Raw genomic sequence first — 14,714 nt, 5'->3', positions numbered from 1 at the left:
TATATTTGGGTATCCAAAGACGATTGTTTTTAAAAATATTGATTTCCTCTTTTTAATCTATAGGATTGTTAATAACATGAATAAATAGTTCATAAACTATTAAAAATCACTTTATATAGTGATCATTTTACCTTCTTTTAAGTATTCTTTTTTCACACCCTCTAAAATGGTTTCTAAAAGAATTTCAGCATGTTTTGATGCCGCGGTCTTTATACAAACATGTTGTATCACATTCATAATATTTGCTCCGGTAAGCGCATATTTTTTAGAAATCTCTTCGAGAGAAACATCATTGGCTAATGATACTTTATCAGGAAGGTTATTCTTCCACAATTCTAGTCGCTCTCTATAAGATGGATTCTCAAACTCTATAATAGATTGAAATCTCCTTGTGAACGCAGTATCGATATTATTTTTGAAATTAGTAGCTAGAATTACTAGTCCAGGATGTGCTTCGATCCTCTGTAATAAATAGGATACTTCTTGGTTTGCATATTTATCATGAGCATCTCTAACATTAGTTCGTTTTCCGAAAATAGCATCTGCTTCATCAAAAAATAAAATCCATGATTTATTTTTAGCCTTATCAAAGAGTTTGGATAAGTTCTTTTCTGTTTCTCCGATATATTTAGAGACTATCATAGAAAGATCTACACGATATACATGTGATCCGGTATACTTTCCTAACAAGGTTGCTGTAAGCGTCTTTCCTGTTCCTGGAGGTCCCGAAAACAAAATACGATAACCAGGTTTAATTCTGGATTTCATATTCCATTCATTTAGCACCATCTCATTAAAGTTAAGCCATGATTCAATCTCTTTTATTTGCTGTAAAGTTTTGGATTGTAATACTAAATCCGTCCATTCTAATTGAGTTTCTATTCTTTCAGCAGGAAAATCTTTACTCATCGTAGGTTTCAATATACTTCCTGTGGTAAATAGTGCTATATACTCTTCATCTAAAATCAAACGCCCACTCATTCTGGGTTCTCCCATTGGAATGGAATCTAAATAAAGGACTCCTTCTTGTTTAAAAAGATGATCTTCGTGAAACATTTCAGTCAATGCTATCCTCTTTTGAATATCATTGCCTCCTAAAATGAACTGCACTGTTTCTCCTGTAGGGATAATACCTCTATGGTTTTTTCCTTTTACTCCACCAAATTCTGGTAATTCTCCTCCATTTGGTAAAAAATCAGAAATGATAGACGTGAAAAAGTTAGGCATTAGGTGAGGAACAATTGCCAGTAACAGCGTGATTACCTCATCCTGTGATAATTGCTTAACTCTAGCAAACTCCGAAAATAACGAATCATCTGAAATGATCTCGTGAAACCTGGGGAAAACAGGAACATCATTTGTATAGCTATCTTTTAAACGATACGCTATTACTTCTCTTAAGTAAGACAACTTACTATCGAAATGTGCGGTGTTTTGAATTAATGTTTTTGTCATGTTTTTTTACACTAAAGGTTCTATTGAAAATACATCTATTTTAGATCTTCTAAAGCTTCTTGTTCTTTTCATTACTGCAACACCATTCCTAGAACCTTGGTGATTTGTATTTCCTTCTATAGTCTCAATAACATCATTATCTACATTAATGATCACTCCAGTATGCGTCCAATCCAATCTCGATTTTTGAATTAAGAAGATATCTCCTGGCTTTATAATCGTTGGATCTTGTCGAATCTTTTGATATCTGGATAACAATCCTTTTTCTAATCCTGTATTTCCAACAGTATCGCAACTGTATGTTAAGGGCATTAAGGTTTTAAAATTTTTACCCAAAGCACTTGCAGCCTGATCCAAAATTGCCTGTGCAAATCCCATACACCAAAACCATAAGGAACCATCATTTCCATCCATATAACTACGTACCCAAGGACCACTATTGGATTCTCCATTAATGGTTAACTCAAAAGGATGTTGATGTAAATGGTTTTCTGCAACTTCTACCATTAAATCTCGTAGGTTTGTACTTAGTAATGGTTTTTCGAAAGCTTGTTTTAACCCAAAACATAATTTACTAAACAATTCTTGGTCTACAATTCCAGTAGTTTCGAGATTATGGAATCTCTGGAAATTCTTCACTGCTCTTTCTGTTGCTGGACCAAAATCTCCATCAATTTCTGTAGCGGTTCCACTTCCTGGATTAGGAATCGAAAACAGCGTTAACCAAGATTGAATTTTCCTTACTTCTTTCCTACTATTGTCAACTCCCCTTCTTTTCTGAGTTGTTTTAATAACCAATTCTTTTTGATATGCTGTTTTTTTCATTGTAACACACTTTAGTGAATAATTGAGATTTAAACATTCAGATTTGGCTTGGTAATTTAGATTCTAAATTTACTCTTAATTAACTGATTTTAAATAGGGTTAAAAACTAATCTTTAAAGGGTTTTTTGCCTGTGCTCTTTATGCCAGAACCTTTATCTACAAGTTGTTACTCTTTGTCAGAACATTTATCATTGCCTAGAACACTTATTGCTCTTGCATACACTTTGGCTTTTAAAGCAATTGATTTATATGTAATTATTCTGTGTTATTAATCCAAAAGCAATTAACTTAGATTCATTCTCCAACCTTTTCTTTCTAATAATTGAATCAATCCACTTCTACCTCCACGGATATTATTAGAATTAACTTCAATAATTTGTACGATTTCTCCATTATCATTAAGCTCCACAACACCTAAAGAAATTACTTGAGGATTACCTTGTTTTTGATAAATATATTCCAAAATTCGAGGCTCACCCGGTCCATGATCGCGTTCCAAAGGTCTACTTTGCCAATCTCCTACCTCTTTTTCATAAAAAATTTGCGCAAATCTTGAAAGAGTTTCTCTTTGGTTTCCATCCTGATCAGTGCCTAAATTAACACCTCTGTTTCTCATCGTATTGCTTTGGGGACTGCTCCATGCTGCTGCAGTAGATTCATTCATCGTAAGTTTATTTGTTAAAAATGTAACAGGATCCTGTCCAGCAGAAGATGGTCTCGCATGTGCAATAAGTAATTGTCTAAAACTATCCGTATTGATAATATTTCGGGATCTTAACTCATTGTAAAACAATCCTGCTTGATAATCTTCCATTTCCAGTTCTTGTAATACTTGTAATAACCTTCTATCACTAACTTCAGGCGATATAACAGCTGTTGTTTCTTGATCTATAAAATTTAGTCGAATCCTTCCACCTTCATATATGACCTCCAATATAACATCTTCTTCTATTACAATTTCTTCTTTTCTAGGTCCTTCTTCTTCTGTTCTCTGAATTATATTATAATCCCAAGTATCCTGACCATCTATAACCTCAATTGAACTCACTAAGTTACTATTCCTATTAGCTACATTTTGAGCAACTGTTTGCGCTTCTTCGTTGTTTATTGCACCATTAGTTAAATAAGCTCTTTCTTCTTGATGCAAATTTTGTTTAACCAAAACTAAATCATCATCTCCTTGTCTTCTCATCACCCTATCCAACAAGGCCATGCCGGTATCAACTGCTTTGTTTACTAACCATGTTAAGGCTTCGTCAATCAATGCTCTTACAGATCCAATAATTTCTGCTATTCTGGCTCCTATACCTCCCAAACCAACTTGATTTGCCAAAAATCCTATCACTACAGGCATGGACTGTCCCATAGTACGCTCCAAATAATCTGCAGCTGTAGCTACATTTCCTCGTGCGATATCTGCCACTCCATTGACAAAAGAGTTGATCACCTCTAGCATTTCTCTTAAATACTGAATAAAACTCTGAACCGCATTGAAGAAAGCAATTGCTCCATTCACTACTGCCATAATTCCAGTTGGATCTAGCATGCTTAATAATCTGGTCGTAACTTGGGTAATGATTCTGGTCATTACAAAGTTTTTCACTGCATCAATTACTACGTTCCACAGATTACTCAACTGTTCCTGAATCTTATCCCAAATTGCTGCGATTCCGCGTTCCTGTACATCTTTAATAAAAGTCCAAATTCCTTCCAGTGTATTAATTGCCCCACGTATTCTGGCTACTCGTTCTGGGCCGATGCGAGGATGTTCAGCTAGTTTTTCCCAAATACGTTCCATAGAAAGCCCTAAGACCTCCAATACCCAACTGATAACACCTTGTAAAGAAAAATCTGTTAATTCCGGTATTCCAGCATCTCTTAATTCTCGCATTAACCATCCCATTACTCCATTGATCAAATGAGTAACGATGTTATCAAAGAACTTTACAAACCCTTCCTTAATCGCTCTCAGTATATTCTTAAGGAATCCAATAGGGTCTCTTTTGATATCTTCGATAGCCTGTAAGGATCTGGTAATGATATTTCCAATTAAATCGAACGGGAAATTCATGATTTCCAAAATCCCTACGATTACAATTCGAACTATCTCTGCCACAAAAGCAATAAGTCTACCGATAGGTTCTCCGAATCGTTCTATAATTCTAACAAACGCATCTATAGGATTTAAAAGATCATCGATTGTAAAAGAATTCCAAAGATCCGTAAATAGCTGAACGATATACTGTGGAGTCATGTTTAGAGTATCTACTGCCGCTTGGATTTCTCCAACAATTCTTGCAATAGCACCTGTTTCTACCATTTGAGCATATTGTGCCTCGCCTCCTTCCATCAGACTCATAAAACCACGGATAAGGTTTGGCACTGTTCTAGGAACATGTTCATCAGTGAAAGGATCTTTACCTATAATAACTTTTACCAATGAGAATCCTCTGGTTTCATTGGCAACAGAAGAAAGCCAACTCAACAATGCTTTTTTAATAAGCTTTAATACTTCGATTGCTACTGTTGATGCGAATGCCCATACTCTTTCCAAAAATCCTGTAACTCTTCCTGATAAAGCGGTAAGGTTTGCCGAAATCTCTGTCAGGTTTGCAGGACGAATAGCCTCCCAAGCAGCATTAATCAATCCTCTTAACTCTCCTAACAAAGACATAAACGTTCCTACCTGCGTATCTAACCAATCGGCAGTTTCTTGTAAGGTGCCTCGCTCTCGCATTTGCTCTAGCTCCGTTTCCTTACCAATGAGCATTAGAAAGTCTTCTAAAATTTCTACAGTGGTAGCAGTTACTTCCTCATCTCGTAATGGATCATAATGTATGATCTTTTTAATAAGAGACCAAGCACGGTTTTCTGCTAAAATAGGTTCTGCCACATCAATTAAAGCTTCTTTAATCCAGTCTATGATTTGATCTACTAGAGAACTAGCAAATGTGGTGACCCTATCCACCAGATCATTAAATTCTTCTCGTAATGCACCAATAAATGAAGTTGCAGAATTATTCTCCCATGTCTCCTCTACCAGATCTAAAAGTGCTCGTGTAGTGAGGTTTAATTCACTTAACTTTCCTGTTACCCAATCAAAAACTCTCTGAATAATTGCATACTCCTGTAACTTATCGAAAATTGCTACTCCAAATGGTACTAAACCTATGAGCCCTCTTAAAAGGTTTGTCGGTGTGGGTTCTACTCGCTCTCCTCGTAAAGGGTCGTATTGTATAATCACCGTAAACAACAAATAACCAGGTAGGTTACGCGCGTTATCCAATATCCAATCCGGTATCCAATCTAAGAATGATCCTTGAACCATTTTGGGAGCAGATGTTACTTCTACTGGCTTTTTTCTAACCGTAGATGCTCCTTGTTGTACCGTATGCGTCAATTCGTGCGCAAGTAAATGCTTTCCAGAATTGGAAGAAGTATCAAATTTACCTTCATTGAAATAAATATCATTACCATGTGTAAAAGCTTGCGCTCCCAAATCCTGACTCATTTGTTTTGCATTCGAATCAGTATGCACTCGTACATTACTGAAATCTCTACCAAAACCTGACTCCATTTGGGTCTTGGTATCTTTTGGCAATGGTGCCCCACTTCCTTTGGAGCTATGTAATCTAGATTCTATTGAGCTATCTGTTACTGATGCAGCTTGGGATTTCAGCTGTACCAATTGTACATCTTCTTCTTCCTCCTCTTTTTCCTGAATCTCCTCTTCCTGTTTCTGAAGTTCTGTTACGACATTAGTACCTTCTGCTTTTGGCTGTATCTGATTTTCTGGCAGTTCTCTGCTTTGTATTTCTTCTTCTGATTGTCGCTGAACCAAAGGAGTTACGGTATCGCCTAAAGATTTTTGTTGAACCTCATTATCCGTCAGTTCTTGTTTCTGAACATCCTCTTCTTGTTGTTTTTGTACTTGCGGAACTGGACTAAAAAAAGAACTACTTTGATCATTCCCTTTAGCAACAACTGTATCAGCAACTCTATCTGCTTCTATTTCATACTTATCACCAGGCTTACCAATATTCAACTTTGGTTGAATAAAAGCATTATTCGCCTTATCCTTTTGGAAAAGAGAAGTATTGCTAGATTTAGCGCTGGTAGTATTTCTAGTTGCCGTTGTAAACATGTTACTCTATACAGATATCTACTGTTATATCGATGTTTTAGTTTTTGACCTTTAAATTCCCCAAAGCTTTTCTTTTTATGATTTCTTTGGTTCCTACTAGTTCTTTATCAACTTTTAACTCATTTATCTTAGCATTTAAAGCATTGGTATCTATATCATTGCTGTTCATATTCTGAATTCGTGCTAACTGTTTTAACTGCTTTGCCTGAGCAGTAATTTTTGATTTTTGAGAAGCATTGACCGATGGATCTTTAGTTATTGACGTACTTTCTGAATCGGTTCTCTCTTTTCTCTCTTTCTCTATTTTAATAGCCTTATTAGCATATTGCACAGCTTCTTTACTGTTCCCTAACAACAATTTTGCTTTGCTAATCTCTATAATATCTTCTGGAGAATGAGCTCGCTCTTCGAGTTTTTCAGTGAGCTTTTCTAAGTTTTGTTTTGCAATAGTATCTTCAGGATTATTAATGTATTCTTCCTGATACTTCGAAAATGCAATTTTATCTGATGAGATTGTTATTTCTTTTACACTTGGATATCCTATCATTAAAATAGGAATTGGAAAGAACAGTAGTAATTTTTTAATCTCTTCTTTTTTGATAATATAATACACCAATCCAGCACTTAGAATCAGGAATAAAAAAACACCTAGTAACAACAGTACCAGTTCATAGAGATATAAATCATTTAATAATGCTTTCATGATGGTTAGTTTCAATTATTATTAAAAAAGTTACTTTACGAAAGAGCTTGATCTCATGGTTTTAATTTCCTCTGGAGTAAGTTTTTTGGGATTTGAAGCTGTGGAATGCATTAAATATGTATTATCCGGAACGACATGTGTTCCTCTGTTTAGCAGTACATGTCCCATTTCATGAGATACAGTATTATTTGTTCCTACGTTACTAACTACTACTCCTAAAAGTCCTGTTCCTGTGGCTGGCCAAAAAGCTTCTCCTAAACTACCTGCACTCAATTCTTTCACAAAAAACAAGGTGATTTCTCCAGATTTTTGATTTAAAGGCAACAATGCTTTTTCTTCATTGGTAGGACTCGTAGGGTTGGGATATTCATCTAAAACCAAATCATTACCAATAATCAGTTTTGATATAAAAGTTGGTAAACTGATTTCTTTTCCTTTCTTTACTTTAATATTGGCTTGATGATAGACCTCATTATTTGCATAATTAATAGCGCTTGAAACGTTTCCACTACTACCTTTTACATGAACCACATTCAGCGTTAAAGTCTTTTGTTTAGGTTTCTTTTTCTTTGGAGTTGGTGGTGGAACAGTACTTGGAATCGTGACTACTGCTCTTCTGTTAGGACTGAGAGATTTTGAAAATTGATTGGTCTCACCATTGGCAAAAGTTTTGATATTTACCATTGGAATTCCTTGGGATCCATCTGACGGATTCATCAACTCTTCTGCAACCTTTTCTGCTCTATCGCAGGAAAGTCCCCAATTAAATGTTGGTTTCCCATCGATACTAGCAAAACCATCAATTCGAATAATATCTTTACCTCCAGAAGCATGCCAATTCATTGCCAGATTTGATAACATTGCTTTATCTGATTCTGTTAAATTACTACTTCCTACACCATGATTAATGCTCATTTGCATTCCAAACGCACCATCATTAGCAACACTACACCCCATTCCTGATGGTGCATCTTTAGGATCATTCTCCAATTTATGCTTCTTTTGAATTTCCTTATTTACCATTCCACTTTGCTGAACGGTATGTGTTAGTTCGTGTGCTAAAAGATGTTTCCCTTCTTTAGAATCGGGATTGTATTTACCTTTATTAAAATACACATCATTCCCATGCGTAAATGCTTGTGCTCCCAATTCCTGACTTAGCTGAACTGCATTTGTATCTGTATGAATAGTTACATTACTAAAATCCGCACCAAAACCTGCTTCCATTTCATTTTTGGTATCTCCAGACATTTTATTTCCTCTGCCTTTACTAGATTTCAATCTTGATTCTATCGAAGCGTTGGTCTTTACACCTGAAGAAACAGCATTCGGATTTGACTTCGCTTGTACGGATTCTTCCTCTTCCATCTTTTGTACACTTTCTTCACTTTCGCAATCATCACATTTGGACTGTACGGTTTCCTCCTCTTCCATTTTCTGAACAGCATCTTCTTCCTCCTTTTGTTGTACCGTTTCCTCTTCTTCCATCTTCTGAACAGATTCCTCCTCCTCTTTTTGTTGTACTGCTTCTTCCTCTTCCATCTTCTGGACGGTTCCTTCATTTCTATCTTTAAACATACTTGTCTGAACTAAAGGAGTTATTGTACTAGCCAGAGGTTTTTGCTGCACTTCTTCTTCCGAGTCCTTTTTCTGAATAGCCCCTTCTGTTTCGGAAGAAGGTTTATTTACTACCTGATCGGCCATTTTATCTGCTTCTACTTCGTATTTATCACCTGGCTGTCCTACCTTTAGTTTTGGCTGAATAAAAGCTTGTGATCCCTGATGCTGAACTCCTGGTTTTTTCTTTCGCTGTAATCTCATGCCGTATCTATTTATTACTTTATATCTAATTGTGTATTCTATTCGAAAACTTATAAAATCGTTCGAGCTTTAGTTCTTTTTGCTTTTAAATTCACTTCGACAAGCTATGATTGAAACATTGTTTATATAACTATTATTCAATTCTATAGCTACTACTTCCCTGAAGGGAAGGTTGGGACGGGTGTTTTTCAACATCCTCCTCAATCCTCCTTCAAAGGAGGAAGTTTTGCCTAACCTTGAAAACAGATTTTGATTAACCTATTTATAGTACATATCTTAACTATCTTGTTTATGTTTTCACCATTCCACAAAAATCAGTTGATCAAACCATGGTAGTTTAATCATATTTAGATTCCATGGAAGTTTTTCTAATAGTAGGTCTTGAGTTTTACGCTCAATAATGATTCGATGTTTACCCGATTCTTGTTCTAATAGTAACTTACCATCCCTTTTAATAAAGTTTTCTCGTAATCCATCTGCGGAAGTGTTCTTTAGTACCTGCCAATTTTGGATAACTGAATTCAGTAATTTTTCGCTTTCTTCTTTAAAACTTTTGGAGAGCTTTATATGCTTCCGAATTGGTTTATCTAATGGGTAGCCACATAGGAACTTTTCTAATGTTAAGTCTGTTTCCATCGGTTCTTCTTCTTTGGTAGCCAGATAGTGCAATAAATGGATTGCCAATTCTACTTTTTCTGGAACTATTGTACCTACTTTATCCAAAAGTCCCAAAGCACCAAACAAGATTTTTAGATAAGGATGAAGCAAGATCAAACCTGCATTATGTATGTAAATAGCAACATCTTCTATTTCGTCTATTTCTTCTTCTGTATACTGAAATATTTGATCTTTGACGGTATCAATATTTTGTAAATTATTATCTACCTCGATGGCTAGTTGTTCATCTAATAATTCTTCGACAAAAGATTGCATTGCTTTTCGTGAACCAGCTTGTTTTTCTTTCACAAAGGTTGATAACTCCTTTGTAAATTGGACGATTAATTTCTTTAGAACCTTGTTGTTTATATTCTTTTTGAATTTATCATCGATGTGCTTTTCAATGTTCTTAGAAGAAATTTTGAATACCTTATTTGCTTCTAGTGCTAATTTGATTTGTTTAGTAAATGCTTTCGCAATTACACTTTGTAGTTCTGATAGCTTGATTTCTTCAGGAAGTAGATCCTTGTTTATAAGATCTTTTAATCTTAACCGTTCTTTGAAAAAATGGGCAACCTCTTTTTGAATAGTTTTTTTTGTACCAAAGTGATCTAATTTATTAAACTCTTCATGAAGTATTTCTTTATTTTTATGCCTCTGAAACCTTATGATTGAATCCCAGAATTGTTCTCGCTTGTCTTGGTTTGTTAGTGTTTTCGGAAAAGAAATATTATTTTTCCTGTTACTGAAAATGCTAATCAAAACCTCATCAGAAAATTGATATATCAATCTTTTTCGAATATTTGAGTTTCCTATCTTTTCTAAAAGCTCCTTCTTAAAGTTCTTCCTGGAAATGAGTGTATTTATAAATAAAGGATCTTCTAATTTCTTTTCCGAATCCCACCATGGATTTCTTCCTGTTTTTAGAAAATGGAAAAATGCATCTACATCACTTTTCTCTTTGGTAGTTCGTAAGAATGGAGCATCTTTTGTGTCTAAAAACGCTTTGTCATCCATATTGCCCAATTTCTTTTGAAATGCCCTGACGACATCCAACTGGAGTTGTACTTGATCTTTTACATTAGCACAATCAATATCTAGTCTAAGTGTATCGAATCGTAAGATTTGATCCCCAAATGTTTGTACACTATTAAAATAAGAGGTAATCGTAGGCAATAAACTATCTTTTAAAAACACATCTAGATGATCTTTGAGGTAATATGCCGTTTTAGTATCGGCCGTATTTACCTCAAAGAGTACTCTATTTATGATATGCTTGCTATTACCCATTACTTATAAAAGTTCTAATTGTTCTTTGATTCTCTCTTCTAAAAGCGGTTTGTCCGATACTTTTTCGAATGTGATTTCTAAAAATTCTTTTAATCTTCCATCAGTATCCACAATCATTTGATTATTTCTAAACTCTTCTAATGCCCTTGTAATAGATGCCAATACCTCTTCTAATTCTCCTCTGAATTCTTCGATTTGATCATTGGACTGACAGCATAAGATAGCATAGAACAATTGTATTTGTAGCCTAAAAATGTTGGTTAAAGCGTTAAATTCGAAACTATCTTGTTCTTGAATTCTTTTTAAAATTGCTTCTGCGGTTGTCGTAATTAGAGGGCCAAAACCGTTCCCTAGTTGATCATTGAACTTCCCTGCAATAAATGCATCCATATCCTGTACAACAGTTTTGTATAAAGTTGATGTAGGCTCAAAAATGTTGATTCTTATTTCTTCGGATAAATCACTAAACTGTGGTAATTCTTCGAATCCTTTTTGGATAGTTTCTTTTGCATCAATTACACATGCTGTATCGATCACTTCTACTTCAAACTGAATATCATGAGAAACATCATGACTACATTTCCCATTAGTTATTGTTAAAGTAACCGTCGCTAAATTCTGATCATTTACAGGAAGTTTAAACTCGTGTCTTGGGTTTTCGTCTGTTCTGTTATCAGGTAACGTATTGTCTCCAAAATCCCAGAAATAAGTAACGCCTGCAGGAAGGTCAACTCCTAGCACCATAAAGTTTACTGAGGCTATTGTATTATCATTAGAATACCGTGGTTCAGAGTTTTCAAAATCAAACTCTGGTCTTCTAAACACTGTGATTTTAGCATCTGTAATTTGATCATTTACTGTAAACGCTATTTCATTACCTAACAATTCTTCTGTCACTTGACTCGCATCAAAGAAGAATCGACCATCTATCTGTACTACTCCTCCATTTTGGCTTTCATCCACGCTTGCAGCCACAATTCCATCTGCTGGAACTACTTCGAAAGGAATTGGAGCAGTTTCGTTATGCAAACAAATATGATCCACAGGTAATCGAAGTGAAACAGGTTGTTTAGGAATAATAAATGCTGTTGGAGCACAATCAGAACAACACATATACGGTAATGAAAAATCTGCTACCACTGTATTTTCTGTAACATTAGAAATTGGAACGGAAAAAAGGTCGTTTAGTCCTGTGAGATTAGCTACACTTAGTTCTGGAAGTATTGGATTTAGTGCTAAACTATTCGTATTTATATTCGTAAGCGGGTTTAACGTGATAGGATTATTTATAGTAGAAAAACTAAGTGGTGTAACTGCATTTGTCACAGGTGCTAACGATAAAAACGTATTATTGGCTATTGATAATCCTTGTGTTTTGGTTCTCCCTCTGTATACCATTACAAAAGTTCCTCCTGGTTTTACACCTGCCTTATGCTCTAATCCAGAATTTTTTTCTACAAATTTTGATAATAGTTTTTGAGAAAGAACTTCTTCTTTGCGCTTTTGAATTTCATCTAGTAGTATTTCTATTTTCTCTGCTGCACAACAATTAATTGACAATTGATTTAACAACAATGCATATTGCTGTTCAAAACCTGTTCTTTGATAGTTTGATGCTTGCGAGTATAATAATCCTGTAGTTCTCTTTTTATAGGCTTCTACTTTTTCGCATAGACTCTCAATGGTGATTTTGTAATCATTAATTCGCTGCGGTTCCATTTCCTCTACACTGTTAGGAATATATCTAGTAGCTACTTTTGTATGCGCTAATATCTCTGCTGGCTGATCTATTGCTACTTCTTTTATTTCTGTTTCCCAAGCAGAAATAACAGGATCCTCTTCTATATCTTTTTTAATTACTGCGATAATATCCTCTGCAGAGCCTTCTGGTTTTTCTTTAAATGCTTTATCTATAAATTTTCCTAAAACATCTTCTTCTTTGATAATATTTTCCTCTACTACGGTATCTACATTATATACTGTTTCAAAACCTCCTATATTTGCAAAATTAGTCTCCAGAGCCAATGTATTTATAGAAGCAGTTCTACTAGTATCAAGAGTGATCGGAGCTAAAAAAGAACGCTCTTCAGCTACAAGTCCAGTATTATTGGTTTCAAAACTATTTACTCTGTAGTATTTATGTTTTCCTTTATCTTGTAAACTAAACCCTGAGAAAAATCTAGCTACACTTGCATTCAAACAATTTTGTTCCGCTCTCCAGGCTTTCAATACTGCATTAAGGTCTTCGAATTGGCATTTATAATCCGATAAATCTAAACTTTCTAAGGCTTCGTCAATACTTAACACTTTTATATCAAACGCTAACCCTTTTTCGGTTTTTATAGTATCTAGATCCTTTATTGCAGTGCGATAATCCTTTCCTAAATGACCTTCAATTCTATAGAAATCGTTTGTGTCAATATTATAATCTAAGGGGTTTTGAATAGTATCATTACTGGATAGATTCGAACTCCGATACCCTAAATTCTGATCTTTCTGGAATTTCTTGGTTTTTGTATAATTCCAATTCTGAATAAGGTTTTTAGAAGTACTGAAATAATAAGGTATTGATCTTTTGCTTAAATCTTCATCATAGTCTCTTGATGGTGTCACTTTTATTGCAGTAAAAGCAGATGGTGTAATTCGATACTCTTCTAGCATATAGTGCATACGCAGAATTAGGTTTCGTATTTCTAACCATTTTTCTTTACCATCGGTAATAATTGATGAAGGGTAAAAACTATGTCTACATTCGAGATAACCTTCTTCAGGAACTAATTCACCTAATAAAAGATGCTTCGGAAATGCGTTTCTATTGGGACAACAAACCCATCTTAAATCAAATAATAAACATTTAATTTCTGTATAGGTACTTATCAAATCTTTTAAAAGGTCATATCTATATTGAATATCTATAGGAATATCATTTATACTAAAATCAAATAAACCATCTATATTATCAATAATACCTTTGCTGCTATTTACTTCTAAAGAATCCGTATCCAATAAAGTTCTAAAATCCGTAAATAGACGAGTAATAGCTGTTTTTAAATCTATTATGATAGAAGTACTTTTAATTACATCGTAATAACTTTTCTTTAATCGGTAATAATTTGTTGTATTAGAGTTCTGAGAAATAACAGTATTCCCAGAATTGTCTACTATGTATTGGTTTGTTAGGATAACACGTTTTACTGCTAATTCTGGAAGATTTATAAACTTCTTTGTGGTACTATGTCTGTTAAAGATTGGATCATTAGATTGATTACTAATTGTTTTCGCATCGTTTTTGGATATTAATAAGATTCTAATGTTGGCAACTTGTTCTTGGCCTTGAGTATCGCAATCGGTAGAAGTACATGGCGTTTCTTCTTTTGCAAAATTTTCTAGATACAGCACGACTACTTTATCATTGATATCTTCTAATTCATTCAGGGCAAGGGATTCCGTAGTTTCTGATTCTTCTGTGGTAATCAGTTCATGGATGGTATTGATAGTATCAAATTTGCTATAATTAGCTTCACTATCTTCAAAAACCTTGGTATGTGTATATGTCTTAGAAAGATACTTCACCAAATCTCCATCCGTGGTTACTGCACATCCATCCGAAATGATTATAGAACTATTTTCTTCATACGAAACATCTAAACCACAGACGATTCCTACTCCACTTAAACAAATACGAGTAAGTCGATTTTGATCTTCGAAATATTCTATAATAGTATTTAATTGTTCTGCTGTCAATACCTGATCATCAACAAAAGATCGATATTGTGTTGTAATTTCTTCTAATCGTATTGTTGCCATGATTTTTCTTCT

The 14,714-nt window shown here is 34.6% G+C and carries 7 protein-coding genes; all 7 read right to left on the bottom strand.

Translation table 11 applies throughout. From position 1 onward, the window contains the following. Nucleotides 1-111 precede the first annotated feature (111 nt). Nucleotides 112-1,455 (bottom strand): ATP-binding protein, encoded by a 1,344-nt coding sequence (locus ACWNT5_RS15860; protein ID WP_456517884.1) that lies wholly within the window; start codon nt 1,453-1,455, stop codon nt 112-114. A 6-nt stretch (nt 1,456-1,461) separates the two neighbouring features. Continuing rightward, the gene (locus tag ACWNT5_RS15855; protein ID WP_456517883.1) at nt 1,462-2,280 is read right to left on the bottom strand and encodes a peptidoglycan-binding protein; all 819 of its coding nucleotides are present in this window, start codon (nt 2,278-2,280) and stop codon (nt 1,462-1,464) included. Nucleotides 2,281-2,563: 283 nt separating this feature from the next. Then, nucleotides 2,564-6,424: an eCIS core domain-containing protein gene (locus ACWNT5_RS15850; protein ID WP_456517882.1), complete on the bottom strand. Its 3,861-nt coding sequence runs from the start codon at nt 6,422-6,424 to the stop codon at nt 2,564-2,566. 37 nt (nt 6,425-6,461) lie between these two features. Further along, a complete protein-coding gene (locus tag ACWNT5_RS15845; RefSeq protein WP_299607155.1) occupies nt 6,462-7,127 on the bottom strand; it encodes a hypothetical protein in 666 nt (221 codons plus the stop codon). Nucleotides 7,128-7,157: 30 nt separating this feature from the next. Beyond that, on the bottom strand, nt 7,158-8,948 hold the full coding sequence (locus ACWNT5_RS15840) for an eCIS core domain-containing protein (protein WP_456517881.1): 1,791 nt from the start codon (nt 8,946-8,948) through the stop codon (nt 7,158-7,160). A 297-nt stretch (nt 8,949-9,245) separates the two neighbouring features. After that, complete coding sequence (locus tag ACWNT5_RS15835; RefSeq protein ID WP_456517880.1) at nt 9,246-10,895, bottom strand: contractile injection system tape measure protein; 1,650 nt, start codon at nt 10,893-10,895, stop codon at nt 9,246-9,248. 3 nt (nt 10,896-10,898) lie between these two features. Beyond that, a complete protein-coding gene (locus tag ACWNT5_RS15830) occupies nt 10,899-14,702 on the bottom strand; it encodes a hypothetical protein (RefSeq protein ID WP_456517879.1) in 3,804 nt (1,267 codons plus the stop codon). Nucleotides 14,703-14,714 lie beyond the last annotated feature (12 nt).

This window comes from Aquimarina sp. 433, assembly GCF_054054605.1.
This window is presented reverse-complemented; position numbering and strand designations above follow the sequence as displayed.

Excerpts from the sequence above, each read along its gene's own strand:
- ACWNT5_RS15850 (WP_456517882.1), bottom strand. The coding sequence starts at position 6,424 with ATGTTTACAACGGCAACTAGAAATACTACCAGCGCTAAATCTAGCAAT.
- ACWNT5_RS15840 (WP_456517881.1), bottom strand. The coding sequence starts at position 8,948 with ATGAGATTACAGCGAAAGAAAAAACCAGGAGTTCAGCATCAGGGATCA.
- ACWNT5_RS15845 (WP_299607155.1), bottom strand. The coding sequence starts at position 7,127 with ATGAAAGCATTATTAAATGATTTATATCTCTATGAACTGGTACTGTTG.
- ACWNT5_RS15830 (WP_456517879.1), bottom strand. The coding sequence starts at position 14,702 with ATGGCAACAATACGATTAGAAGAAATTACAACACAATATCGATCTTTT.
- ACWNT5_RS15855 (WP_456517883.1), bottom strand. The coding sequence starts at position 2,280 with ATGAAAAAAACAGCATATCAAAAAGAATTGGTTATTAAAACAACTCAG.
- ACWNT5_RS15835 (WP_456517880.1), bottom strand. The coding sequence starts at position 10,895 with ATGGGTAATAGCAAGCATATCATAAATAGAGTACTCTTTGAGGTAAAT.
- ACWNT5_RS15860 (WP_456517884.1), bottom strand. The coding sequence starts at position 1,455 with ATGACAAAAACATTAATTCAAAACACCGCACATTTCGATAGTAAGTTG.